The following is a 24,261-nucleotide window of genomic DNA, read 5'->3' as shown; positions in this document are numbered from 1 at the left end:
CTGCGCGTAAACCCTCGCCCACGTCTTCGTGGGAGAGGGTCTACGTGCACCTCACGCAAACTCCCGTGTCGCGGCCGCGAGCCATTCCTCGAGATAATCGGCATAGGAACTCGCGACATAGATCTCGAAGCGTTCGTCCTCACGCACCAGGATGGTCGCGGCCAGCCTGCCGAAGGCCGTGACGACGGCCGTGCCCGCGCCAAGCCGGGAGGGCCGCAGATCCACCGTGCAGCCCTTGGCGAGAACCGCCCGGGCGCCCGGCCCCTCGAGTGCGAAGACGACCCGGCCATGGCCGAGGTCGACCACCGCGGCTTGCGCACCGAGCGCGGCCTCGAGCCGCGTCGACAAGGTACCGGCGGCCTCGCCGTCGGCGGACACCATCCAGCGCCCTGCCCCGACACTCGCCAGGAGATGATCGTCGGTTTCGGTCCAGCGGTTCGCCGCAGGCTCCGCGCACCCGAGCGCCCCGGCCAGGGCGCCGCCGGCATCGCCGCCGCCAAAACTGCTGACCAGGACCAGCGCCGCCGGCGCGATCCGTTCGACCGTCAGGCCGTCGCCCGACAGAATGCGATGGGCTTGTCCCGGCTCAGCCATGCATCCGCCCTCCCTCGGCATCGAAAAACACGGGATCGCAGACTTTCACCGCCACCGCGAGATTGAGCACCGGCGCCGCGGCGAACAGGGATTGCCCCTCCTGCACGGCGCTGGGTTTGAGCAGGGCCAGCGCGATCGGCCGGCCGAGCGTCGGACTATAGGTGGCCGACGTGACATGGCCGAGGATCGGCATGGGCGTTGCCGCCTCCGGATCGCGCACGAGATTGGCGCCGGCGGGAATAGCCGTCGTGCCGTCGACCGGCTCCAGGCCGACCAGCTTCAGCCGGTCCGGATCACGCAGGCCCTCGCGACCGAGCAGAACCTTGCCGACAAAGGCCTTCTTCGCCGACACCATGCGCCCGAGGCCGAGATCGGCCGGCGTGGTGCGGCCGTCGAGCTCCGGACCGGCGACATGCCCCTTCTCGATGCGCATGGCGCCCATGGCCTCCAGGCCGTAGGGCACGATGCCCTCGACGGACCCGGCGGTCATCAGCCGGTTCCAGACCTCGGCGGTGGCGCGCCAGGGCACGGACACCTCATAAGCCCGCTCGCCGGAATAGCTGACGCGGAACAGCCGGCAGGCATGGCCGGCGAGATTCACCTGCAGCGTACCGAGATGCGGCAGCACGTCGTCGCCGAGACCGGTGCCGGAGGCTGCCTCGAGCACGGCGCGCGCGCGTGGGCCCGCCACCGCGATCTGGCCGTACTGGTCGGAGATCGAAGCGACCTGCACCTTCAATCCGGTCCAGGCCGTCGCCAGCAGGAACTCCATATGGCTCAGCACCTTGCCGGCATTGGCCGTGGTCGTGGTGACGTAGAACCTGGTGTCGCCGATACGCGTCACCGTGCCGTCGTCGAACACCAGGCCGTCGTCGCGCAGCATCAGCCCGTAGCGCGCCTTGCCGACGGCGAGCGAGCCCATCGGGTTGCAATAGAGCCGATCGAGAAAGACCTGGGCATCCGGTCCCTGCACGTCGATCTTGCCGAGCGTCGAGACGTCGCAAAGGCCGACGCCCGACCGCACCGCCAGCGTCTCGCGGATCCAGGCGTCGCGATAGCTTTCGCCGGGCCGGACATAGGTCTTCGGCCGTTCCCACAGGCCCGCCGCGGTCATCACCCCGCCATGGGTCCGGTGCCAGGCATCGAGCGGCGTGCGCCGGGTCGGGGCATGGTGCTTGCCGGTCTCGGGGCCGACCAGCGCCCCCAAGGTCACCGGCGTATAGGGCGGCCGGAACGTCGTGGTGCCGACCGCCGGGATCGCGACGTCGCGCTGGCCGGCGACGATCGCCAGCCCGTTGAGATTCGAGGTCTTGCCCTGGTCGGTGCCCATGCCGAGCGTGGTGTAGCGCTTGACATGTTCGATCGAGCGGTAGTTCTCCCGGACCGCCAGGCCGAGATCGTCGGCGGTCACGTCGTTCTGGAAATCGACGAAACGCTTGGCCTTCAAGCCCGCGGGCAAGGCCACGGCCCACAGCGCCTCGGCCGGTGCGGTCATCTCGTCCTCGACCGTCCAGGTGGGCAGCGCATGGCGCGCGAAACCGCAGGCTTCGGCCGCATCGGCGCCCGCGCCGGCGGCTTCCGCCAGGATCGCGGCGAGCCCGAACGTGCCCTTGCCCGCGCCGACCGCGACCGCCGCCTGGCCGATCTGGCCGGGCACGAAGCCGCCGATCTCCTCGTGCCAGGTGAGTTTGCCGCCGGCCTGCGAATGCAGATGCACCGATGGCGTGAAGCCGCCGGAGACGGCGATGGCGTCGCAGCTGACGATCCAGCCCTTGCCGCCGCCTGCCGGCGCGATGGCGCAGCCCTGCACCTCGCCGCGGCCGATCGCCTGGGTCGGCACATAACCGGTGACCACCCGGATATCGGCGGCGCGGGCGCGTTCGGCGATCGGGCCGGGCGTTGCGCGCGAATCGGCGATCAGGGCGATGCGCACGTCCTTTGCCGCGAGATCGAGGGCGGTGCGGTAGCCGTCGTCATTGCTGGTCGCGATCAGCACCTGCTTGCCGGCGGCGGCGGCGAACTCGTTGGCGTAACGCCGGACGGCGGAGGCCTGCATCACGCCGGGCAGGTCGTTGTCGGCAAACACCAGCGGCCGCTCGATCGCCCCTTGCGCCAGCACGATGCGGCGCGCCTTGACCTGCCAGCGGCGCTGGCGCGGCAGGATCGCCGGCGCCACCGCGCCGAGGTGATCGGTGACCCGCTCGGCCAGCGCCACGGTGCCGTGGTCATAGAAACCGAAGGCAGTCGTGCGGGTCAGGATCGTGACATTGGGCCGGCCGGCGAGATCGGCGGCGATCCGCTGGGCGAAGGCCGGGGCCGGGAGGCCGTCGATGTCATAGGTCTCGAAGCGCAGCTGGCCGCCCAGCGCCGGGCGTTCGTCGGCGATGATGACATCGGCGCCGGCCTCGGCCGCGGCGTGAGCCGCGGCAAGGCCGGCTGGCCCGCCACCGACCACCAGCACGTCGCAATGGACGGTGCGGTGCTCGTAGCTATCCGGATCGGCATGCCGCACCGGCTTGCCCATGCCGGCGGCGGCCCGGATGAACCGCTCATAGATCATCCAGGCGCGGTTCTGGCCGGCGAATTGCGGGCCCATGAAGGTCTTGTAGTAGAAGCCCGAAGGCAGAAAGCGGCCGATCAGCGCATTGGCCGCGCCCAGGTCGAAACCGAGCGAGGGAAACCGGTTCTGGCTCTCCGCCACGAGGCCCTGGTGCAATTCCACCATGGTGGCGCGGCTGTTCGGCTCGGCCCGGTTGCCGGTGCCGATGCGCAGGATCGCATTGGGCTCCTCCGGCCCGGCCGACAGAGTGCCGCGCGGCCGATGATATTTGAACGAGCGGGCGACCCGGCGCACGCCATTGGCCATCAGGGCGGAGGCCACCGTGTCGCCGGCGAACCCCGAAAGCGAACGGCCGTCGAAGGTGAAGGACAGGCGCCGCTCGCGGTCGAGGCCGCTGCCGCCGGAAAGCCGGAACGGCTGGTCGGCCGGGCCGGCCATGGTGTCGCCGGCGGTCTGGCCGCTGCGGATATGGCTCACGATGCGGCCTCCGGCAGCGACGGGATATCGGTGATGGCGTGGCTGACCAGGTCGCGTTCGATCACCACGAAGCCGCGGCAGCCGAGATTGTGCTGCCAGATCTCCCGCAGGGGACCGCGTCGGTTGTCGCGCAGGAAGACATGGTCGAACCAGACCGCCTGCGGCGCGTCATCGGCCGGCCGCACCTTGGACGCGTCGCCCATGAAGGTGAATTCGGTATGGGTGCGCTCGCCGCAATAGGGGCAACGGATCGTCAGCATCAGGCAGCCTCAATGCGCATTCGGGGTCGGTCCGGCGCCCTTTTCGTCGATCGCGTAGCCGCGCTCGAAACGATCGAGGGTGAAGGCGGCGTTCAACGGATGCGGCTCGTCGCGGGCAATCATATGGGCGAAAACGAATCCCGAGCCGGGTGTCGCCTTGAACCCGCCGTAACACCAGCCGCCGTTCAGGTAGAGCCCGCCGACCGGCGTCTTGGAGATGATCGGCGACCCGTCCATCGACATGTCCATGACGCCGCCCCAGTGGCGCAGCATGCGCAGCCGCGATAGCGAGGGGAACATCTGCAGCCCGCAGGACATGGCCTCCTCGATGATCGGCAGGTTTCCGCGCTGGGCGTAGGAGGGATAGAAGTCGAGATCGCCGCCCATCACCAGTTCGCCCTTGTCGGACTGGCTGACATAGAAATGGCCGGCGCCGAAGGTGACGACCGTGTCGATGAAGGGCTTGAGCGGCTCGCTGACGAAGGCCTGCAGCAGGTGGGTCTCGATCGGCATTCGCAGGCCGGCCATGGCCGCGACATGGCTGGTGTGGCCGGCGACCGCGATGCCGATCTTGGCCGCCCGGATGGTGCCGCGCGTGGTCTCGACGCCCTGGATCCGGCCGTTTTCGATCAGAAACCCGGTCGCCTCGCAGTTCTGGATGATGTCGACGCCGCGCTGCGAGGCGGCGCGCGCATAACCCCAGGCCACCGCGTCATGGCGCGCCGTGCCGCCGCGACGCTGCATGAGGCCGCCAACCACCGGGAAGCGCGCTTCGTCGGAGCAATCGAGCAGCGGCACCATGGCCGCGACCTGTTCGCGCGTCAGCCATTCCGAATCGATGCCGTTCAGCCGCATGGCATTGCCGCGGCGCATATGGGCGTCGCGCTGGCTGTCGGAATGGGCGAGATTGATGACGCCGCGCTGCGAGAACATGACGTTGTAGTTGAGGTCGGCGGACAGTCCCTCCCACAGCTTCAGCGACAGTTCGTAGAACTGGGCATTGGCCTCCAGCAGGTAGTTGGACCGGATGATGGTGGTGTTCCGGCCGGTATTGCCGCCGCCGATATAGCCCTTCTCGATCACCGCGACGCGGCCGATACCGTGCTCCTTGGCGAGATAATAGGCGGTGGCGAGGCCGTGGCCGCCGCCACCGACGATGACCACGTCGTAGGAGGCCTGCGGCTCGGCGTCACGCCAGGCCGGTTCCCAGCCGGAGTGATTGCGCAGACCTTCGCGGAAAAGCCTGAGCGCGGAATAATTCATCGTGTTGCCGTCACTGACCGTTCGAAACGAGGCGCCCGCGCTGCAGCGCGGCACAGGGCGAACTCATCAGGTTCTTGGCTCCGAGGGAAGAGGCTGTTTGCGATTGTCCCATGCCGCGCTGCGGCAAGCGACCGCAAATTGAGATCGCCTACGGCATCGCACCATGGCAAAAGGCCGGCCGGACGCCTCACGTCGACCTCCCGGAACCCTTTCGATGACCGCCACGACCAGCCGCCCTGCCTCCGCGCCCGCTTTTGTCCTGACCCTGGTCTGCCGCGACCGCGTCGGCATCGTCGCCGCCGTCTCGCGTGCCATCGCCGACAAGGGCTGCAACATCACCGAGAGCGCGCAGTTCGGCGATCCCGCGACCGGCATGCATTTCATGCGCGTCGCCTTCACCGCGCCGGCCGGCGTCACGGCGGGAGCCTTCACCGAGGCCTTCGCGCCGGTCGCCGAGAGCTTCGCCATGACCTGGCGCGTCTGGGACGCCCATGCGCGTCCGCGGGTCGTCATCCTCGTGTCCAAGCACGACCATTGCCTGGTCGACCTGCTCTATCGCTGGCGTATCGGCACCTTGCCCATGGATATCGTGTCGATCGTCTCCAACCACGAGGACGCCCGCGGCCTCGCCGCGCAGCACGGCATCACCTTCCACCATTTGCCGGTGACCCGGCAGACCAAGCTCGAGCAGGAGACCGAGATCGTCAGGCTGATCGGCCAGGAGGCCGCCGATCTCGTCATCCTGGCGCGCTACATGCAGATCCTGTCGGACGGGCTGTCGGCCAAGCTCGCCGGCAAATGCATCAACATCCACCACTCGTTCCTGCCGAGCTTCAAGGGCGCCGCGCCCTATAGCCAGGCCCATGCCCGCGGCGTCAAGCTGATCGGCGCCACCGCCCATTACGTCACCAGCGATCTCGACGAAGGCCCGATCATCGAGCAGGAGACCGAGCGGGTGAACCACGCCATGAGCGTCGACGAATTCGTCGCCATCGGCCGCGAGATCGAGGCCCGGGTGCTCGCCCGGGCCGTGCGCATGCATGTCGAGCACCGGGTGTTCCAGAACGGCGGCAAGACGGTGGTGTTTCGCTGAGTGGGCGAATGGTGAGTGGCCACTCGCTATTCGCCACTCGCCTTAATCCGAATAGGGAACCCGCAATTCGAACAGCTGGTGCACCGTCCGGTCGAGATCGCGGGCGAAGAACGGCTTCTTCAGGTAGGCGGCGGCGCCGAGCTCGCGTGCCCGTTCGGCGATGTCCGGACTGGCCGACATCAGCACCACCCGCACATGCGGATTGACCGCCCGCAGCAGCCGCAGCGTGTCGGCGCCGTCGATCCAGGGCATGTTCATGTCGAGGAAGACGATATCCGGCGCGCGCTTGGCGTAGTTTTCCAGCGCGCTCACCCCATCGGCCGCCTGGGTGACCTCCAGGTTGAAGATCGAATGCGTCAGGATCCGCGTGACGATCGTCCGCGCCGTGCCGGAATCGTCGACGATCAGGATGCGCGTGCGCTGGCTCACCCGTTCGAAGGTCTGCAGCACCGGCGTGATCGCCTCCGGGCCGAACGGCTTGACCAGGTAGTCATAGGCCGCGAGCTTGCGCATCCGGGTGATCGCCTCGGCATCCGAGGTCACCGAAATCACGACGAAAAACGGCATCTTGCCGTGATGCTTGACCCGCTCGACCACTTCGGCGCCATCGATCTCCGGCATGGCCAGGTCGACAAAGGCGATATCCACGGGGCGCTCCGACAGCACGTCGAGCGCCTCCCGGCCGTTTTTGGCTTCAAGAACGATCGAAGTCCGGTCGAAAGCCTCGATCCCGCTGCGAACAAGTCCGCGCCAGAGCGGTGAATCCTCGGCGATCAGGACGGTCCACGGCGCGACTTCCACGAAGTCGATGTCGCAGTCCTCATCCCTGCTGGCGGCAACCTTCATTCACTTCACTCTCCGCAGCCGAATCCGGCCTCTCCTTACCATCCGGAAGACAATGGTACCATTGTGCCGATGCGGGCATTTCTGCCATGCTGCAACCCAATGGAATGACGGAGCCACAAAACCGCCCCAAAGGCCGGCCGCCGCCCTCAGCGGATCAAGCGGAGCCTGGTGATGCGGCTCGGATTGCCTTCCGCCATCAGGATATCGCCTTCCGGCGTGCCGAACAGGCCATGCGCGCCGTTCAGGACCGGGCGGGCGCGGCCCAGTCTGACGCCATCGGCGCCGATCAGGTGCAGGCTCGGCACCTGGTCGGTGATATAGGAGCGGCCTTGCGCGTCGCCCCAGATCGCCATCGGCCGGTAGAAGCCCTCCCAGACGTCGAGCACATTGCCGTCGCGGTCGAACACCTGCACCCGGTCGCGGGTGCGGTCGAGCACCACGACCCGGCCGTCGGCGAAGGTCCAGATGCCGTGCGGCTCGCCGAATTCGCCGGCCTCGAAACCGAGCTGGCCCCAGCTGGCGATCAGCTGGCCGTCCGCCGAGAAGCGATGGACATGGCTCGCGGCATAGCCGTCCGAGACATAGATGTCGCCCCAGGGCGACACCGAGACATCGGTCGGGTGGTTGAACGGCGACAGCGGCAGGCCGCGCCCGCCGAGATGGCCGAGCCTTTCGCCGGTCGCCGAGAACCAGATGATCTCGTGCATGTCCCGGTCGACGACGATGACCCGGCCATCGGCATCGGTGGTCAGCGTGTGGGCATCGGCGATGGCGTCGCCGCCCCAGCCGCCGAGATAGGCGCCGTCGGGCCCGAGCTCGATCACCCTGGGGTCGTCGGCCTGGGTCTGGCTGTCGTGGCGCAGCAGCACGAAGGCATGGCCGCGGCCGTCCACCGCCACGTCGCTGACGAAACCGGCATTGGCCGGCCAGCTGCCGAAAGGACGCTCGACGCGATAGCGGGCGTCCCCCAGGGCGACGATCAGTTCATGTGCGCTCACGGCGATTATCCTGCAAACGGATGAGTCTTGGCCCAATGCTGCGCGATATCCAGCCGCCGTGTCACCCAGACTCTGTCGTGGCCCTTCACATAATCGAGGAAACGGGCAAGCCCCGCGGCCCGCGCGGGATGGCCGATCAGCCGCATATGCAGGCCGACCGACATCATTTTCGGGCTGGTCGCGCCCTCGGCATAGAGCATGTCGAAGGCATCCTTGTGCCATTCGAAATAGTCGGCCGACGTGGCGAACTGACCATTGCCGAATTTGCCGTCATTGTTGACCAGCGAATAGGGCACCACCAGCTGGGGCTTGCCGCCGACCAGCTTCCAATAGGGCAGCTCGTCGTCATAAGCGTCTGAATCATAGAGGAAACCACCCTCCTCCATGACCAGCCGGCGGGTGTTGACGCTCGGCCCGTAACGGCAATACCAGCCGAGCGGCCGCTCGCCGACGGTCTCCTTCAACGAAGCGACCGCCTTGGCGATATGCTCGCGCTCCTCCGCCTCGCTCAGCAGGTAATGCTTCACCCAGCGCCAGCCGTGGCAGCAGACGTCGAAGCCGGAGGCCCTGATGGCGGCGGCGGCTTCAGGGTTGCGCTCGATGGCGAGCGCGCAGCCGAACACGGTGAGCGGCAGGCCACGCTCCTGGAACAACCGCATCAGGCGCCAGAAGCCGACGCGGCTGCCATAGGCGAACATGCCCTCGCCGGCCAGGTCCCGGCCCTTCACGCCGGTATCGATGCCGTTGACCTCGGTCAGGCCGATCTCGGTGAAACCCTCGCCGTCCTGGACCGAAGGCTCCGAGCCCTCCTCGTAATTCATCACGAAATTGATGGCGATACGGGCGCCATCAGGCCATTTCGGATCCGGCGGATGGGCGCCATAGCCGATCAGGTCTCGGTCATAGGGGAGCGTCATCGGGTCATCTCCGGGTCGGGTTTCGGCTCAGCCGCTGATCCGCCGGGTCAGGCCGGTCAGCCGGTCCATGGCGATCATCAGCACGAGGGTGGCGGCGATCAGCACGCCGGCCACCGCGGCGATCCTCACATCGAGGGTCGATTCCATCATCCCCCACAGACGGATGGGCAGCATGTCGGTGCGCGCATTCGACAGGAACAGCGAGACCGGAACATTGTCCATGGAGGAGATGAAGGCGAGGAAGGCGCCGGCGGCAATGCCGGGCGCGATCAAGGGCAAGGTGATCCGCCGGAACGCGTAGAACCGGCTGGCGCCCAGGCTCGACGAACATTCGAGCAGCACCGGATCGAGTTGGGTCAGGCTCGCCAGCGTGGTGCGGAACACGAAGGGCGCGATGACCACGAGGTGGCCGGCGATCAGCAGGTTGAGCGACGGCCTGAGCCCCAGGAACGAAAAGAACATCAAGGTCGCCAGGCCATAGGCGAGTGTCGGCAGCACCAGCGGCGACAGGAAGCTCGCCTCCAGCGCCCGCGCCGAGGGCCGGTTGATCCGGGCGATCGACAGCGCGGCCAGCACCGAAAGGATGGCGCCGAGGACGGTGGCAAGCCCCGCCACCCACAGGCTGTTGCCGGCGGCGCGATGGATCTGCGCCGACCGCGCGGTGTCGAACAGATCCCGATACCAGCGCAGCGACAGGTCCGGCGGCGGAAATTTCAGCGTCGCCGAGGTCGTGAACGAGGTGGCGAGCACGATCAGCACCGGCCCGACCAGGATCAGGATCCCCAGGGCGGCGATCAGCCCGATCGTCCAGGTGTAGCTGATGTCGGCCGCGGTCGAGCGTTGCGTCATGCTTGCCTCAGGAGGTCCGCGCGAAGCGGCCGAGCCAGCCGAGCGCCATGATGCCGGAGAGAACGGTGAACAGCAGGGTCACCGAGGCGACCGCCGCGAAGGGCCAGTTATAGACCACCATGGCCTGCTGCCAGATCAGCGACGGCAGGTAGACGAGCCTCGCCCCGCCGATCACCGATTGCGAAATGAAGGCGGTGGTCGCGGACGCAAAGACCAGTGTCGCGCCGGCGATCCAGCCCGGCAGCGTCAGCGGCAGCACGACGCGGAAGAAGGTGCGCCAGCGCGACCCGCCAAGGGCCCGGGAGGCATCGATCAGGTTCTGGTCCATCTGGCGCATGATGGTGATCAGCGGCAGCAGCATCAGCGGCATTTCGATCTGGGTCAGCGCGATCACCAGGCCGAGCTCGGTCTGCAGCAGGTTCAGAGGCGTCGACGTCAGGCCCATGCCGATCAGCGTCTGGTTGACCACGCCTTCGCGCGCCAGGATGACGATCCAGGCGAAGGTGCGGATCACCACCGAGGTCAGCAGCGGCATCAGGATGACGAAGATCAGCACCTGCTGCACCCGCGGCCGCGAGGCGCGGAACACCAGGGCCAAGGGATAGGCGAGCACCGTCGTCGCCGCGACCGCCAGGACGCCGAGCTTCAGCGTGTCGGCAATGACCTTCAGGTAGAAGGCGTCGCCGTAGAACTTGATCCAGCTGTCGAGACCGAGCCGGGTCAGCTCGCTGTCGGCGAACAGACTGATGCCGAGAAGCAGGATGAGCGGCGCCGCGAAAAAGGCGAGATAGGTCAGGCCGAGCGGCGCCGCGAGGCGCCAGTCGACCTTGTCCCGCGGGCCGCTTGCGGCCCCGATGGCGGCTGAATGGGCCATGACGACAGGCCTATTTGGTGATCTCCTTGTTGAACCGCTCGATCCAGGCGGCCCGCTGCGGATTGATCCTGGTCCAGTCATGGGTGACCATTCTGGTCAGTTCGTCGACCGACTTGATGTCGAGCGTATCGACCAGCGTCACGTCCTTGTTGATCGGGATCATGTTGTAGGGTTGGCGCTGCAGCGCCGACTGCACCTCGGCCGAAATGGCGGTGTCCATGTATTTGTAGGCATTGGCGATATTGTCGGCGCCCTTGACGATGTGCAGGGTCGTCTGGAAGGTGATCGCGCCGCTCGCCGGCTGGACGAAGTCGATGTCGACGCCGCGGCCCTTGAGGATCGCGACCGTATTGGTGTTGGTATACATCACGTCGATCTGGCCCTGCTGGTAGAGGCCGGGCATGGCGGCGGGCGCGGCGACGGCGGCGGCCTTCGACACCGCGGTTTTCAGCGCGGCGAAGATCGGATCCATATTGGCTTCCGAACCGCCGAAGGCTTTCGCCATTTCGATCAGCGACACCGTGCCGAATGTCGTCTGGAAGCCGGTCAGGCCGAGCCGCTCGACAAAGGGCGAGGCGAACAGGTCGGTCCAGCTCTTCGGGGCCGTGGCGAATTTCTTCGGATTATAGGCGATGCCGACCACCTGGGCATTGCAGGTCACGCCGTGCGAGGTGATCAGCCCGGCCGGCACCTTGCCGGCATTGCTCAGTTTCGAGGCGTCGATCGGCTCGAACAGGCCGGCGGCCTGGGCTGCCGCCGCCGGGCCGGGATCGAGCACGAAACAGTCGAACGGCGGCACGCCGCGGGCGGCGCGCACCTTGGCCACCTGGTCGACGGCGAACAGCGAGTCGAAGGCAACCTCGATATCGGCGCTCTTCTTCAGTGCCGGTGCGACCACGCCGCGATAAGCCTCCTCCCAGGTGCCGGGATAGATCGCGGCGGTCAGGCTGCCGGCTGCGCGGGCGGGCCGCGGACCGGCGCCGGCGAGGCCGAGAAGGCCGGCTCCGACAACGAGGTCACGGCGGTTGAGCTTGAGCATGGCGGATCTCCTCGGGGTCAGGACTGGGATCGGGCAAACAGAGCCGGCCGGGCATGCCGGCTCAGCGCGCAATGGAACCGGCCGGTCTGGCCGAAGGCGGCGCCCGGCCGGCGCGGCGCCGTAACCTTCAAGGCCTCGCCCTGCGGGCCGGTGACGTCGTGGATCAGGTCGCCGCCGATCGGCAGGCTGAGCTTCAGGTCGACCGGGATCCGGTCGGCCGCCGCCTCGTCGGCGAGCTCCATCTGTTCCGGACGGACCGAGACGGTCACCAACTGGCCGGCGGCGAAGCCGCGCCGCGCCGCGAGCATCCAGACCGCGCCGCTGGCGAGCCTCACCCGGCATTCGCCGGCTTCGACCGCCTCGACCGTGCCGTCGAGGAGATTGCTCGATCCGATGAAATTGTTGACGAACAGGGTTTCCGGCGCGTCGTAGATCGCCACCGGAGAACCGAGCTGTTCGATCCGCCCCTGGTTCATCACCGCGATGCGGTCGGCGATCGACATGGCCTCGTCCTGGTCATGGGTGACCATGATCGCGGTCAGCGCGAATTGCCGCTGCAGCCGCTTGATCTCGATCTGCATGTCGAGCCTGAGGTTCTTGTCGAGCGCCGCGAAGGGCTCGTCGAGCAGCAGGATGCGCGGCCTGACCGCCAGCGCGCGCGCCAGCGCCACCCTTTGCTGCTGGCCGCCGGAGAGCTGTTTCGGCTTGCGGTCGCCGAAGTCGCTCATCTGCACCAGCCCGAGCATCTCGCCGACCCGTTCGCGCTGCAGCGCCCGGCTCTCGCCCCGCGCCGCCAGGCCGTAGGCGATGTTGTCGGCCACCGTCATATGCGGGAACAGCGCATAGTTCTGGAACACGATGCCGATGTCGCGCTTGTTCGGCGGCTTGTCGTCGATCGGCCGGTCGCCGATGATCACCTTGCCGTTGGTCTGCGCGATGAAGCCCGCGACGATCCGGAGCAGCGTGGTCTTGCCGCAGCCGGAGGGCCCGAGCAGCGCGACCAGCTCGCCACCCTTGACCTCCAGCGTCACGTTGTCGACGGCGAGCCCCGCGCCGTAGCTGTGGGTGATGCCGTCGAGCGTCAGCGGCTGGGCGGCGACGGGTGCGGGATCGGCGATGGCGAGCATGGGAATGCGAGAGGCCCTGGTGGCGGCGCCTGCGTCCGGCGCCCTGGTCCAGGTAGCAACGGCCATGCCAAACGCATGCGGCGGTCGCCCGCCACGCGTTCGACGCACGAACAGGCCAGCCTGCGCGTCCTTGCCCCTTGCCTGCATCGGCGGCCCATGGGCACCCTGGGACGCCGCGATCGATGGAGCCCGTGCATGCCCCTATCCGAACCGCCGTTCCCCGATCTGTCGCCGCTCGACGCGCCCTGGCCCTCGATCATGGCGCTCGCCGAAGCCGTCCGCTCCGGGCGCTCGACGGCACGCGCCGAGACCGAACGCGCGATCGAACGCATCGTCAGGCTCAATCCCGGGCTCAATGCCATCATCAATTTCGATCCAGCCGATGCCCTGGCCCGCGCCGACGCGGTCGACCGGCGGGTCCAGGCCGGCGAGGAATTGCCGCTGGCCGGCGTTCCCGTGACCATCAAGGACAATATCTGGGTGAAGGGCCGGCGGATCAGCCAGGGCTCCAGGCTGTTCAAGGACTTCGTCGCGCCCGAGGACGCCGTCGCGGTCGAACGGCTCGAGGCAGCCGGCGCCGTCGTCCTCGGCATTTCCAATACGCCGGAATTCGCCGCCAAGGGGCAGACCACCAATCTGCTCTACGGCGCGACCCGGCACCCGATGAACCCGAGCCTGACGCCCGGCGGCTCGTCGGGCGGCGCGGTCGCTTCCGTGGCCGGCGGACTGGTGCCGCTGGCGCTCGGCACCGATGCCGGCGGCTCCAGCCGGCGCCCGCCCGCCCATACCGGGCTCGTCGGTTTCAAGCCGTCCTTCGGCGCCATTCCCTATGGCCCGGGCTTCGAAGAGCCGTTTTTCGGCGTGTCCTGCCCCTGCCCGATCACCCGCACCGTCGCCGAGGCGGCGCTCGCTTTCGAGGTCATGGCCGGCCCCGATGCCCGCGATCCCCATTCGGCTTTCGTCGAGGCGGGCGAGCCCGTCGACATCACCAGCCTGACCATTGCATACACGCCCAAATGGGGCCTCGACGTGCCGGTCGAGCCCGAGGTCATCGAGAATTTCGAAACCGCCGTGGACACCCTTCGCCGGGCCGGATTGAACCTGGTCGCCCGTGATCCGGTCTGGCCGGCGGGCGTCGCCGAAGCCGGGCTCAACCCGATCCAGCATTCAGGGCTGGCGGCCCTTCATGGCGAGGCCTGGCGACAGACACCCGACCTCATCGACCCGGATCTCGGGGCGCAGATCGCCGGCGGTTTCGACTATGCCGGCCACGATGTCGGGCGCGCCCTGTTGCTGTCCGAACAGGTCGCGCTGTCGGCGGCCCGATTCTTCCGCGACAACGGTTTCGATGCCGCCATCGGCCCGACAACCCCATGCGCAGCCTGGCCGATCGGCCAACTCGGTCCCGACACCATTGCCGGCGTCAAGGTCGGCCCGCGCGGCCATGCGGTGTTCACGCCGCTGTTCAACCATGCCCGCCAGCCGGCGATCTCGGTGCCCTCGGGCATCGACGCCAGCGGCTTGCCGCTCGGCCTGCAGATCGTCGCGCCGCGCCTGAAGGACCGCAAGCTGCTGGCCATCGCCGCGGCCGTGGAGGCCTTGCTTTAGGACTGCTGCGCAGCTGATTTTGACCGGGTGATTTCGGTGCAAGTCGTGGATGCCCGGGACAAGCCCGGGCAAGAGGAGGCGTCATCCCTGGAAGCGGTGCGGCCCCCGCGCCCATTGCCCAGCACACCGTGAGCTCAACACATCGTCTTGCCCGGGCTTGTCCCGGGCATCCACGAATTGTTTGCACCGAAATCAACAAGTCATGACCACTGTCCAGCCCTGCTAAGCCCGCCCGTTTTGCAGCATGAACTGTCCGATGGCTGCGCACTTTTAGTGCGCCTTCCACCAACCAATCTGCACAAATTTGCGCCACGCCCGCAAAATCATCGCTGACACTCCTGGCAGCGATCTCCGGCACGCCTCTTGCTGACCTCAATGGCTGAAATGGCGCTGGCCGCCGGCAACCAGACGAGAGAGATCCCCCATGACCGAAGCCACAGGGAAAGCCGGCCTCGACCGCCGGCAGGTCATAACCGGTTTCGGCGCCGGCACGCTCATGACGCTGGCCGCCCCGAAGCTTGTCCGCGCGCAGCCGCGCGAACTGGTGGTCGGCGGCGCCGCCAGCCACAAGCCCTGGGTCGAGCAGTTCGTCACCCCGCTGTTCGAGAAGAAATACAATGCCAAGCTGACCTTCGAGGGCACCCGCTCGCTGGTGAACCTGGAAAAGATGCAGAAGAACAAGGACCGGCCCTATCTTTCGGTGGTCCAAATGGACGATCCGGTGATGATCCTGGCGGTGCGCGAAAACCTCCTGGAGCCGCTGACGCCGGCCAAGGCCGCCAATCTCGCCAAGCTGAAGCCGGGCACCGTTCATATGGACGGCCGATGGGCCAATTACCTGCAGCCCTGGCAGGGCGTCGCCTACAATACCGACGTGATCAAGACGCCGCCGGCCTCCTGGGCCGACGCCTTCGATCCGAAGTTCAAGGGCCGCATCATCATCCCCTCGCTGCAGAACACCGAGGGTCTCGCCAATCTGTTCATGGCCTCGCACCTGGCCACCGGCAAGCCGATGGCGGAAGCGCTGCGCGACACCGAGGCCGGCTTCAGGAAACTGATCTCGCTCAAGCCCAACCTGCTCACCGTCTACAACCAGATGCCCCAGGCCTTCAGCCTGCTGGAACAGGGCGAGGCGCACATGATCGTCGGCGCGCTGTCCTCCTTCGCCCTGCAGCGCAAGCTCGACGGCGCGCCGCTCGGCCTCGCCGCGCCGAAGGAAGGCATTTTCGCGGTGCCGTCGGGCATTGCCGTGGTCAAGGGCGCGCCGCACCAGGACCTCGCCTTCGCTTATGTCAACGAGCTCCTGGGCGCCGAACTGCAGGCCCAGATCGCGCCGCCGACCTTCGCGCTGCCGACCAATGTCGACGTCGCTCCGCCGCCGGGCATGCCGACCGATGTCACGGTTCACCCGATCGACTGGGCCTTCGTCGCCGAAAACCGCAATGCCTGGGTTCAGCGCTGGGACCGCGAGATGTCGATGTGAGGCGACAGGCGGCCGGATGCGCGGCACAACCGCCTGCCCGTCCGTCGAGGGCTGACACCAGAAGCACTCCGCCTCACCTCTCCCCGGCGGGGAGAGGTCGACCTTGAGCGCAGCGAAAGGTCGGGAGAGGGGGCGAGGTGCGTGACGGAAAATCACCATGCGAAGCGCGCAAGGCCTTGTTCTCCAACCTCAAATCCCCCTCTCCCGGCCGCATGGCATCGCGCGAACGCGAGATGCGTTCGCACTCGCTATGCGGCTGACCTCTCCCTGCTGGGGAGAGGTTTAGGCGAAGCCCTCGTACGACAACTGCCGCGTAGCCCCATGACCGATTCAGCCTTTCTCGACATTCGCCGCGCCGCCAAGAGCTTCGGCAGCGCCATGGTGCTCGACGGCGTCGACCTTGCCGTCACGCCAGGCGAGTTCGTCTCGCTGCTCGGCCCGTCCGGCTGCGGCAAGACCACGCTGTTGCGCATCGTCGCCGGCCTGATGGCGGCCGATACCGGCCGGATCGTGCTCGACGGCGAGGACATTTCGGCGCGTCCGCCGCATCGCCGTGACGTCGGCGTGGTGTTCCAGAACTACGCCCTGTTTCCCCATCTCAGCGTTGGCGAGAACGTCGCCTTCGGCCTGAAGGCGCGCGGTACGCGCAAGGACCAGATCGCCCCGACGGTGAGGCGCTTTCTCGACCTCGCCCAGATGGCCGCTTTCGCCGACCGTTCGGTGAAGGCCCTGTCGGGCGGCCAGCAGCAGCGCGTCGCGGTCGCCCGCGCATTGGCGGTGCAGCCGAAGCTCCTCTTGCTTGACGAGCCCTTCTCGGCGCTCGACCGCAAGCTGCGCGAGACCATGCAGATCGACCTGAAGCGGCTGCTGCGCGAACTCGGCACGACAGCGATCTTCGTCACCCACGACCAGGACGAAGCCTTGATGATGTCGGACCGCGTCGCGGTGATGAACCGCGGCCAGATCGAGCAGCTCGACACCCCCGATGCCATCTACAAGCGGCCCGCCACCCCCTTCGCGCTGGAATTCGTCGGGCTGTCGACCCGCATCGCCGGCACCGCGCTGGAGGCCAGCGGTCCGGGCGAAGTGGCGGTCGCGACCGATTTCGGCCGGATCCGCGGCCGGGGCCGGTTCACGCCGGGCAGCCCGGTGCTCATCGGCGTGCGTCCGGAACGGATGGCCTTCGGGGCGCAGCCGGGAGAGAACACCATCAAGGCGAGGCTCACCGATATCGTCTTCCAGGGCTCCCGCGTGCAGGCCCATTTCGCCGCGCCGCCGGGCGAACCGATCCAGATCGAGAGCATGGGCGCCCTGCCCGCGGGCCTCACCGCCGGCACCGAGACGCCGATCTCCTGGCCGGTCGCCGAAACGCTGGTCTATCCCAGGCTCAAATCATGAGCGTCACAGCCCCGCAATCCCGCATCGGCTGGCTGGCGGCGCCCGCGGTCGCCTGGCTCGGGCTGGTCTATGCCGTGCCGCTGGCCTTCCTGCTGGCGCGCAGCGTCACCGGTCCCGACGGCTTCACGCTCAAGCTGTTCGCGGCCTTCTTCGCCGATCCCTATTCCTGGCGCGTCATCGGCAACACGCTGCGCATCGCCGTCATGGTCACCCTGGTCTCGCTCATCATCGGCTATCCCGTGGCCATCGCCATGGCGCGCGCCAGGGGCATCGCCCAGGTCATCCTGCTGGTCGCCATCATCCTGCCCTTGTCCATCGGCGTGGTGGTCAAGGCCTTCGCCTGGCAGATCGTGCTGCGCCGCGACGGCGTGATCTCGAAACTGCTGGTCGCCACCGGCATCTGGGACGAGCCGCAGCGCCTCTTGTTCACCGAGGGCGGCCTGGTGCTGGGCGCGGCCAATGTCTTCCTGCCCTTCATGATCCTGCCGATCTATTCGGTGGTGAAACTGGTCGACCCGCGCCTGACCGAAGCCGGCGCCACGCTCGGCGCCAGCCCGTTCTATCGTTTCCGCCGCATCCTGCTGCCCTTGACGCTGCCCGGCATCGTCAGCGGCATCGCCTTCGTCTTCTCCATGGCGGTCTCGATGTTCGTCGTGCCGAGCCTGTTGATCGGCGACCGCTTCCAGATGCTGGCGACGCTCACCGGCCGCGCCTTCCTCCTGATGCGCGACGAGGCGCTCGGCTCCACCACCGCCGTGGCGCTGCTCATCATCGCCGTGTCGATCGTGCTCGCCTCGACCTGGCTCGCCCGGCGGATCGGCAGGCCGGCATGACCGCGATCGAACGGATCACCTGGGCGCTCGTCTGGATCGTCACCGGCTTCGCCGTGGTCTTCCTGATGACGCCGCTCGTCGTTACCATCGCGGTGTCCTTCGGCTCCTCGGCCGTCTTCACCTTGCCGCCGCCGTCCTGGTCGACGCGCTGGTACCAGCAGCTCGGCGGAACCCGCGGGCTCTGGCCCTCGCTCGTCACCTCGGTGCAGATCGCCGGCCTGTCGACGGGCATTTCGCTGGTCCTCGGCACGCTCTGCGCCATTGCCCTGGTGCGCGGCCGGTTTCGCGGCAGCGAGGCGATCGCCACCTTCCTGGTCTCGCCGCTGATGCTGCCGGGTCTCGTCGTCGGTATCGCCATGCTGCAGGGTTTCAAGGCGGTCGGCCTGCGCGAGGCCTGGCCGAGCCTGCTGATCGCCCATGTGGTGATCACCATGCCCTATGTGGTGCGCACCGTGCTGGCGGCGCTCAGCCTGTTCGACTTCACCCTGATCGACGCGGCGCGCACGCTCGGCTGTTCCTATGCCCGGGCGCTCGCCAAGGTCCTGGTGCCGGCGCTGGCACCCGCTTTCCTCACCGCCGCCATGTTCGCCTTTCTCGCCTCCATGGACAACTATCCGATCTCGATCTTCTTTACCGACGCCTGGACCAAGACCTTGCCGATCCAGATGCTGCAATATGTCGAGGAACGGCCGGATCCGATCATCGCGGCGATCTCGACCGGACTGATCGGGCTGGCCGTCGTTTCGCTGGTGATTGGCGACAGGCTGGTCGGGCTGCGGCGGATGGCGGATTTTTAGAAGGGGTACGGTCTTGTGGCATCCGCTACCTGGCTCGGTCGTGCTTCGAGGTTCGCGCCGGAACCACCACCTTCACCTCTCCCCGGCGGGGAGAGGTCGACCTTTGAGCGCCGCGAAAAGGTCGGGAGAGGGGGCGAGACGCTCACCGGAAATGCACCATGCGAAGCCCCCACTCCTTGTCCTGATCGATCGACACCCCCTCCCCCGGCCTTCGGCCGACCTCTCCCCGCCGGGGAGAGGTCGGCCCCTGGTTCCGGCGCGAACCTCCAAGGGCGACCTCCCTCGCGATGACTGAACCCACCTTCCCCCCGCCTCCGGCCGACCGCGACTTCCACGGTTACGGCGCCCATCCGCCCGCGATCCGCTGGCCGAACGACGCCCGGCTCGCGGTCTCCATCGTGGTCAATGTCGAGGAAGGCGCCGAACTGTCGCTGGGTTCGGGCGACGAAGCCAACGAGTTCATCTATGAGGCGGTCGAACGGGTTGAAGGCGCCCGCGACCTCTGCATGGAAAGCCATTACGACTACGGCCCCCGGCGCGGCTGGCCGCGCATCCGCAAACTCCTGTCCGACTATCAGGTGCCGGCGACCCTCAATGCCTGCGGCCGGGCCATTGCCTGGTCGCCCTGGCTCGCCCGGGAGGCGGTGGCCGACGGCCACGAGGTCTCGGCCCATGGCTGGCGCTGGGAGCGCCAGGTGCATATGGCGGAAGCCGCCGAGCGCCAGGTCATTGCGCGCGCGGTTGCGGCCATCGGTTCCGCTGCCGGGACGCCGCCGGTCGGCTGGCACACCCGTTCGGCGACCTCGGTCAACACCCGCCGGCTGCTCACCGAGCATGGTGGTTTCCTCTATGATTCCAATGCCTATAACGACGACATGCCGCAGCTGCACCGGGCCGGCGGCCGCGATCTGGTCATCCTGCCCTATGCCTTCGACACCAATGACATGCGCTTCCAGCCCGGCGGCGGCTTCGTCCAGGGCGACGACTTCGCCCGCTACTGCATCTCGGCTTTCGAGCGGCTCTATGCCGAGGGCGCGTCCGAGCCGCGCATGCTGTCGATCGGCCTGCACCTGAGGATCATCGGCCGGGCGGGGCGTATTGGCGGGCTCGAAGCGCTGCTTGCCCATATCGCCGAGAAACCCGGGGTCTGGCTGGCCCGCCGCGACGCCATCGCCACCGCCTGGCGCGCCGGCCTCGGCCTCGATCCCTGGGCGCCCCGCCCGTCGCTCTCGCCCTTCGAGGTCTGACCATGCCGGAGCCCTCCTCCCGCGATCTCCTCGGCTATGGCGGCCGCTGGCCCGATTTCCGCTGGCCGAACGGCGCCAGGCTCGCCGTCTCCGTGGTGGTCAATTTCGAGGAAGGCGCCGAGTGGCAGGTCGGCGACGGCGACCCGCAGAGCGAACGGATGGGCGAGGTCCTGAGCGTGGTCGAGGCCGGCCGGCGCGACATGGGCCAGGAGCAGATCTTCGCCTATGGCATGCGCGCCGGCCTCTGGCGCATGCTCGACGCGCTCGACCGCTGCCGCCTGCCCTCGACCTTCTTCTTGTGCGGGCGCGCGGTGGAACGGGTGCCGGAGCTCGCCCGGGCGGTCACCGAACGTGGCCATGAGGCCGCCATTCACGGCTGGCGCTGGCGGCCCCATGCCGATTACGAGACCCGCGCGGCCGAGGCCGCCGATCTCGACCGCTGCCTTGATGTCATCGGCCAAGCCTGCGCCGTCAGGCCCTCGGGCTTTTTCTGCCGCGGCGCCGAGAGCCCTTGGACCCGCGACCTGCTGGTCGAACGCGGCTTCCGCTATGCGTCGAACGGCTTCGACGACGACCTGCCCTATTGGGATCGCCGAGGTGCGCGGCCTCTGCTGGTGCTGCCCTATGCGCTCGATACCAATGACATGAAGTTCTTCCACCCCAACGGTTTCGTCCGCGCGAGCGAGATGGTCGGCTATGTCGAGGACGCGCTGACGACCCTGCTGGCCGAGGCCGGGCGCGGTCATCCGCGCCTGCTCAATATCGGCTTTCACCTGAGGATCTGCGGCCGGCCCGCCCGCTTCCCGGCTTTCACCGGGATACTCGACCGGCTGGCCGCCCTCGGCGATCGCGTCTATGTGGCCCGCCGCGACGCCATTGCCGAGGCCTTCGCCACCGCCGTGCCGGCGTCCTGACCATGCGCCTGCTGCTGGTCAATCCGAACACCAATCCCGTCACGACCGAGGCCATGGTCGCGATCGCCCGCGACGCCGTGCCGGGCATCACGATCGAAGGCCTGACCGCGCCCTTCGGCGTGCCCCTGATCACCGACGCCGCCGCGCTTGCGACGGCGGCCGAAGCGGTCGTCGCGGCGCTCACGGGACCACTGTCCGGGGTCGACGGCGTCATCATCTCGGCCTTCGGCGATCCCGCGTTGCCGCGCCTGAAGGATATCCTGGCGGTCCCGGTCACCGGCATCGCCGAGGCCGGCATGGCGGAGGCTGCCGCCGGCGGCCGCCGTTTCGCCGTGGTCACCACCACGCCGGATCTCACCGCCTCGATCGCCGGCCTCGCCGGGCGTTATGGCCATGGCGCGGCATTCCTTGGCACCGTCCTGACCGAAGGCGACACGCAAACCGTCATGGCCGATCCCGACCGGCTCGCCGAGGCCTTGCTGGACGCGTGCCGGCGGGCTGTGCGCGATCTCAGCGCCGAGGCGATCGTCATCGGCGGCGGCCCGCTCGCGGTGGCGGCCCGGCGGATCGGTCCTGACGTGTCGGCGCCGCTGGTCGAGCCGGTTCCGGCGGCGGTGCGGCTCGCCGTGGGGCGGGCGGCGACGATGTGAGGGGAGCATGGCATTCGGTTCGGCCATCCTTCCAGTCCTCGCACGAGAACCACCACGCTCACCTCGCCCAGCGGGGAGAGGTCGACCGTGAGCGGAGCGAGCGGTCGGGAGAGGGGGAAATGCGCTCGACGGAAATGCACCATGCGAAGCGGGCAAAGCCTTGTTTTGAGGCCACAATTCCCCCTCTCCCGGCGCTAAAGCGCCGACCTCTCCCCGCCGGGGAGAGGTGGGGACAGTGGTTCCGGCGCGCCCCTCGAAGGACGGCAAACCTCAATGCGGCGCCGGCAACCAACCTTGATGCAGCACCAGAAGCCAATCGACCTGCTCGGCACCCCCCTTCAATCCCGCTTGCTCAACCTTTCCCGGTAATCCCGCTCCATCCGCGCCGCCCCCGCCCGCACCTCGGCCAGAAATGCCTGGGCGAGCCTCGACAGCGGCCGGCTCTTCGACCAGGCCACCGAGGCGACCGCCCGGGTCACCGGCTCATAAGGCAGCACCACCAGGTCGTCGCCGGCGCCGTAGCGCGGCGAGAACGGGTCGACCACGGCCACCCCGACACCGCTTTCGGCGAGCACGCAGGCGGTGTTGCAATAGCGCACCTCGACCGCGTGCTTGAACGGCTGGCCGGCCTTGCGGAAGCTCTCGCGCACCGCCTCGCCGAGCCGGGTGCCGCGTTCGAGCGCGATGAAGGGGTAACCGTCGAGATCGGCCGGCGTGATCACCGGCCTGGCCGCCAGCGGATGGCCCGGCTTGACCACGCAGACCATGTCGCCGGTGAACACCGCCTCGCAATGCAGGCCGGGCCGATCCTCCAGGCCGATGGCGAAGCCCAGTTCGACCAGGTTGTTTTCGACGCTGTCGATCACCCCTTCGTAGCGGCGGACGTCGAAAAACACCTGCACCTGCGGCCGCTGGGCCAGGAACTGGCGCAGCGCCGAGGGAATGACGCCGTAGCCGATCGGCGGCGTCGCGACGATGCGCAAATGGCCGGCCTTGCTCTCCTTCAGGTCGCGAAGCTTGTTTTCCAGGATGGTGTGCATGGTGAAGATCGATTCCGCCTCGTCATGCAGCATTTGCGCCTCGCGGGTGGGGAACAGCCGGTTGTTGATCCGCTCGAACAGCGGAAAGCCGGTTTGCGCCTCCATGGCCTTGATCGCGTTGCTGATCGCCGGCTGCGACAAGCCGAGCTGGCTCGCTGCCGCCACCGTCGTGCGATAGCGGATGATGGCGCGCAGGATCTCCAGCTGGCGCAGCGTCATGGCGATATCCTCACTATCATTCCAGCAAATAGACGAGGCCGAAATATCATAGTCCGGCCTATTGTTGCACCGCCATCCCAATGTCACAGTTTCGTCGTCCGGCGGGTTCGCGTTCGATCGGATCGAGCTTCGAACCGCCCGCTTCATGAGCTGAGAGAAGGCAAGACGATGTCGCGCAGTCTTCGCGTCGCTGGTGCGCAAATGGGTCCCACCCAGCGGGATGACAGCCGGGCCGAGACGCTCGCCCGTCTGATCGCACTGCTCGAGCAGGCGGCCGCCAAGGGCGCCGGGCTGGTGGTGTTTCCGGAGCTTGCCTTCACCACCTTCTTCCCGCGCTGGCTCATGGAGGCCAATGAGCTCGCCACCTATTTCGAGCCCGCCATGCCGAACCCCGCGGTTCAGCCGCTGTTCGACCGGGCGCGCGAGCTGAATATCGGCTTTTATGTCGGCTATGCCGAGCTGACCGAGGACGGTCACCATTTCAACAGCTCCATCCTGGTCGGGCCGGACGGCCGCATCATCTCGAAATACCGAAAGATCCACCTGCCCGGCTCGGTCGAGCCGCGCGCCGGCGAAAAATACCAGCAGCTGGAAAAGCGCTATTTCGAATATGGCGACCTCGGTTTCCCGGCAGTGCGCGCGCCCGAAGCCTGGGCCGGCGCCATTACCGGCATGCTGATCTGCAACGACCGGCGCTGGCCGGAAGCCTGGCGCGTGCTCGGCCTGCAGGGCGCGGAACTGGTCTGCGTCGGCTATAATTCGGCGGCCTATGACCCCAATGGCGGCGACCGCGAGGACGCGGCGCTGCGCACCTTCCACGCCAAGCTGGCGGTGCAGTCCAACGCCTATATGAACGCCACCTGGGCGGTCGCGGTGGCCAAGGCCGGCAATGAGGACGGCGCCGGCCTGATCGGCGGCTCCTGCATCGTCGATCCCAACGGCGTCATCGTCGCCGAGGCGGCAACCCTCGCCGACGAGATCATCATCGCCGATTGCGACTTCGATCTCTGCCGCCAGGGCAAGTCCAAGATGTTCAATTTCGAGGCCCATCGGCGGCCGCAATGGTACGGCCCGATCACCGGCCAGGTCGGCGTGATCGAGCCGGACCGGGAGACGGCCGCCTAGCCTCAAAGCTTCAAAAGGCGCCGCTTGCCGGCCGCCGCATCTGGAGGGGA

General features: G+C 67.8%; 22 protein-coding genes. 10 read left to right on the top strand and 12 right to left on the bottom strand.

Annotated features, from left to right (window positions below; translation table 11 throughout):
• Positions 1–51: 51 nt before the first annotated feature.
• The 4 genes from AC07WJ_RS17265 to AC07WJ_RS17250 are packed head-to-tail and all read right to left on the bottom strand — an operon-like array spanning position 52 to position 5,154.
• Positions 52–594, bottom strand: a complete 543-nt coding sequence (locus AC07WJ_RS17265) for a sarcosine oxidase subunit gamma (protein WP_494935850.1) — start codon at positions 592–594, stop codon at positions 52–54.
• A complete protein-coding gene (locus AC07WJ_RS17260; RefSeq protein ID WP_494935849.1) occupies positions 587–3,631 on the bottom strand; it encodes a sarcosine oxidase subunit alpha family protein in 3,045 nt (1,014 codons plus the stop codon). Before AC07WJ_RS17260 ends, AC07WJ_RS17265 begins: the two co-directional genes overlap by 8 nt.
• Positions 3,628–3,891: a sarcosine oxidase subunit delta gene (locus AC07WJ_RS17255; protein WP_494935848.1), complete on the bottom strand. Its 264-nt coding sequence runs from the start codon at positions 3,889–3,891 to the stop codon at positions 3,628–3,630. Before AC07WJ_RS17255 ends, AC07WJ_RS17260 begins: the two co-directional genes overlap by 4 nt.
• A gap of 9 nt (positions 3,892–3,900) precedes the next feature.
• Entirely contained in the window at positions 3,901–5,154 is a 1,254-nt protein-coding gene (locus tag AC07WJ_RS17250) for a sarcosine oxidase subunit beta family protein (RefSeq protein WP_494935847.1), read from the bottom strand.
• Positions 5,155–5,368: 214 nt separating this feature from the next.
• Between AC07WJ_RS17250 and purU the strand changes: the two genes are divergently transcribed.
• Positions 5,369–6,247: a formyltetrahydrofolate deformylase gene (gene purU, locus AC07WJ_RS17245; protein WP_494935846.1), complete on the top strand. Its 879-nt coding sequence runs from the start codon at positions 5,369–5,371 to the stop codon at positions 6,245–6,247.
• A gap of 42 nt (positions 6,248–6,289) precedes the next feature.
• Here purU and AC07WJ_RS17240 read toward each other — a convergent pair whose 3' ends face one another.
• From AC07WJ_RS17240 to AC07WJ_RS17210, 7 genes are all read right to left on the bottom strand, one after another.
• A complete protein-coding gene (locus AC07WJ_RS17240; protein WP_494935845.1) occupies positions 6,290–7,093 on the bottom strand; it encodes a response regulator in 804 nt (267 codons plus the stop codon).
• Positions 7,094–7,239: 146 nt separating this feature from the next.
• Positions 7,240–8,091: an NHL repeat-containing protein gene (locus AC07WJ_RS17235; RefSeq protein ID WP_494935844.1), complete on the bottom strand. Its 852-nt coding sequence runs from the start codon at positions 8,089–8,091 to the stop codon at positions 7,240–7,242.
• 5 nt (positions 8,092–8,096) lie between these two features.
• The gene (locus tag AC07WJ_RS17230) at positions 8,097–9,008 is read right to left on the bottom strand and encodes a polysaccharide deacetylase family protein (protein WP_494935843.1); all 912 of its coding nucleotides are present in this window, start codon (positions 9,006–9,008) and stop codon (positions 8,097–8,099) included.
• Positions 9,009–9,035: 27 nt separating this feature from the next.
• Positions 9,036–9,857 (bottom strand): ABC transporter permease, encoded by an 822-nt coding sequence (locus AC07WJ_RS17225; RefSeq protein ID WP_494935842.1) that lies wholly within the window; start codon positions 9,855–9,857, stop codon positions 9,036–9,038.
• Between the two features lie 7 nt (positions 9,858–9,864).
• A complete protein-coding gene (locus AC07WJ_RS17220) occupies positions 9,865–10,731 on the bottom strand; it encodes an ABC transporter permease (protein WP_494935841.1) in 867 nt (288 codons plus the stop codon).
• Between the two features lie 10 nt (positions 10,732–10,741).
• Positions 10,742–11,770, bottom strand: a complete 1,029-nt coding sequence (locus AC07WJ_RS17215) for an extracellular solute-binding protein (RefSeq protein ID WP_494935840.1) — start codon at positions 11,768–11,770, stop codon at positions 10,742–10,744.
• Between the two features lie 17 nt (positions 11,771–11,787).
• Positions 11,788–12,963, bottom strand: coding sequence for an ABC transporter ATP-binding protein (locus AC07WJ_RS17210; RefSeq protein ID WP_494935839.1), 1,176 nt, complete (start codon positions 12,961–12,963; stop codon positions 11,788–11,790).
• Between the two features lie 129 nt (positions 12,964–13,092).
• Between AC07WJ_RS17210 and AC07WJ_RS17205 the strand changes: the two genes are divergently transcribed.
• The 8 genes from AC07WJ_RS17205 to AC07WJ_RS17170 all read left to right on the top strand — a co-directional run bounded on the left by AC07WJ_RS17205 (position 13,093) and on the right by AC07WJ_RS17170 (position 21,827).
• Entirely contained in the window at positions 13,093–14,505 is a 1,413-nt protein-coding gene (locus AC07WJ_RS17205; protein WP_494935838.1) for an amidase, read from the top strand.
• Between the two features lie 424 nt (positions 14,506–14,929).
• Positions 14,930–15,988, top strand: a complete 1,059-nt coding sequence (locus AC07WJ_RS17200) for an extracellular solute-binding protein (RefSeq protein ID WP_494935837.1) — start codon at positions 14,930–14,932, stop codon at positions 15,986–15,988.
• A 321-nt stretch (positions 15,989–16,309) separates the two neighbouring features.
• Positions 16,310–17,386: an ABC transporter ATP-binding protein gene (locus tag AC07WJ_RS17195; RefSeq protein WP_494935836.1), complete on the top strand. Its 1,077-nt coding sequence runs from the start codon at positions 16,310–16,312 to the stop codon at positions 17,384–17,386.
• Entirely contained in the window at positions 17,383–18,219 is an 837-nt protein-coding gene (locus AC07WJ_RS17190) for an ABC transporter permease (RefSeq protein ID WP_494935835.1), read from the top strand. The genes AC07WJ_RS17195 and AC07WJ_RS17190 overlap by 4 nt, the downstream gene beginning before the upstream one ends.
• A complete protein-coding gene (locus tag AC07WJ_RS17185; protein WP_494935834.1) occupies positions 18,216–19,016 on the top strand; it encodes an ABC transporter permease in 801 nt (266 codons plus the stop codon). The genes AC07WJ_RS17190 and AC07WJ_RS17185 overlap by 4 nt, the downstream gene beginning before the upstream one ends.
• A 287-nt stretch (positions 19,017–19,303) precedes the next feature.
• Entirely contained in the window at positions 19,304–20,263 is a 960-nt protein-coding gene (locus AC07WJ_RS17180; RefSeq protein WP_494935833.1) for a polysaccharide deacetylase family protein, read from the top strand.
• Positions 20,264–20,265: 2 nt separating this feature from the next.
• Complete coding sequence (locus AC07WJ_RS17175) at positions 20,266–21,177, top strand: polysaccharide deacetylase family protein (protein WP_494935832.1); 912 nt, start codon at positions 20,266–20,268, stop codon at positions 21,175–21,177.
• Positions 21,178–21,179: 2 nt separating this feature from the next.
• Positions 21,180–21,827, top strand: coding sequence for an aspartate/glutamate racemase family protein (locus tag AC07WJ_RS17170; protein WP_494935831.1), 648 nt, complete (start codon positions 21,180–21,182; stop codon positions 21,825–21,827).
• 338 nt (positions 21,828–22,165) lie between these two features.
• On the opposite strand, the gene AC07WJ_RS17165 is transcribed toward AC07WJ_RS17170, so the two are convergent.
• The gene (locus tag AC07WJ_RS17165; RefSeq protein ID WP_494935830.1) at positions 22,166–23,086 is read right to left on the bottom strand and encodes a LysR family transcriptional regulator; all 921 of its coding nucleotides are present in this window, start codon (positions 23,084–23,086) and stop codon (positions 22,166–22,168) included.
• A 168-nt stretch (positions 23,087–23,254) separates the two neighbouring features.
• Here AC07WJ_RS17165 and AC07WJ_RS17160 point away from each other — a divergent pair, with 168 nt between their 5' ends.
• Positions 23,255–24,211: an N-carbamoyl-D-amino-acid hydrolase gene (locus AC07WJ_RS17160; RefSeq protein WP_494935829.1), complete on the top strand. Its 957-nt coding sequence runs from the start codon at positions 23,255–23,257 to the stop codon at positions 24,209–24,211.
• Positions 24,212–24,261: the final 50 nt, after the last annotated feature.

It is taken from the genome of Phreatobacter sp. GW821-FHT04C01 (genome assembly GCF_059420385.1).
This window is presented reverse-complemented; position numbering and strand designations above follow the sequence as displayed.

Coding starts and splice junctions, on each gene's coding strand:
- AC07WJ_RS17265 (WP_494935850.1), bottom strand. CDS start 594: ATGGCTGAGCCGGGACAAGCCCATCGCATTCTGTCGGGCGACGGCCTG.
- AC07WJ_RS17255 (WP_494935848.1), bottom strand. CDS start 3,891: ATGCTGACGATCCGTTGCCCCTATTGCGGCGAGCGCACCCATACCGAA.
- AC07WJ_RS17250 (WP_494935847.1), bottom strand. CDS start 5,154: ATGAATTATTCCGCGCTCAGGCTTTTCCGCGAAGGTCTGCGCAATCAC.
- purU (WP_494935846.1), top strand. CDS start 5,369: ATGACCGCCACGACCAGCCGCCCTGCCTCCGCGCCCGCTTTTGTCCTG.
- AC07WJ_RS17240 (WP_494935845.1), bottom strand. CDS start 7,093: ATGAAGGTTGCCGCCAGCAGGGATGAGGACTGCGACATCGACTTCGTG.
- AC07WJ_RS17230 (WP_494935843.1), bottom strand. CDS start 9,008: ATGACGCTCCCCTATGACCGAGACCTGATCGGCTATGGCGCCCATCCG.
- AC07WJ_RS17225 (WP_494935842.1), bottom strand. CDS start 9,857: ATGACGCAACGCTCGACCGCGGCCGACATCAGCTACACCTGGACGATC.
- AC07WJ_RS17220 (WP_494935841.1), bottom strand. CDS start 10,731: ATGGCCCATTCAGCCGCCATCGGGGCCGCAAGCGGCCCGCGGGACAAG.
- AC07WJ_RS17215 (WP_494935840.1), bottom strand. CDS start 11,770: ATGCTCAAGCTCAACCGCCGTGACCTCGTTGTCGGAGCCGGCCTTCTC.
- AC07WJ_RS17210 (WP_494935839.1), bottom strand. CDS start 12,963: ATGGCCGTTGCTACCTGGACCAGGGCGCCGGACGCAGGCGCCGCCACC.
- AC07WJ_RS17205 (WP_494935838.1), top strand. CDS start 13,093: ATGCCCCTATCCGAACCGCCGTTCCCCGATCTGTCGCCGCTCGACGCG.
- AC07WJ_RS17200 (WP_494935837.1), top strand. CDS start 14,930: ATGACCGAAGCCACAGGGAAAGCCGGCCTCGACCGCCGGCAGGTCATA.
- AC07WJ_RS17195 (WP_494935836.1), top strand. CDS start 16,310: ATGACCGATTCAGCCTTTCTCGACATTCGCCGCGCCGCCAAGAGCTTC.
- AC07WJ_RS17190 (WP_494935835.1), top strand. CDS start 17,383: ATGAGCGTCACAGCCCCGCAATCCCGCATCGGCTGGCTGGCGGCGCCC.
- AC07WJ_RS17185 (WP_494935834.1), top strand. CDS start 18,216: ATGACCGCGATCGAACGGATCACCTGGGCGCTCGTCTGGATCGTCACC.
- AC07WJ_RS17180 (WP_494935833.1), top strand. CDS start 19,304: ATGACTGAACCCACCTTCCCCCCGCCTCCGGCCGACCGCGACTTCCAC.
- AC07WJ_RS17175 (WP_494935832.1), top strand. CDS start 20,266: ATGCCGGAGCCCTCCTCCCGCGATCTCCTCGGCTATGGCGGCCGCTGG.
- AC07WJ_RS17170 (WP_494935831.1), top strand. CDS start 21,180: ATGCGCCTGCTGCTGGTCAATCCGAACACCAATCCCGTCACGACCGAG.
- AC07WJ_RS17165 (WP_494935830.1), bottom strand. CDS start 23,086: ATGACGCTGCGCCAGCTGGAGATCCTGCGCGCCATCATCCGCTATCGC.
- AC07WJ_RS17160 (WP_494935829.1), top strand. CDS start 23,255: ATGTCGCGCAGTCTTCGCGTCGCTGGTGCGCAAATGGGTCCCACCCAG.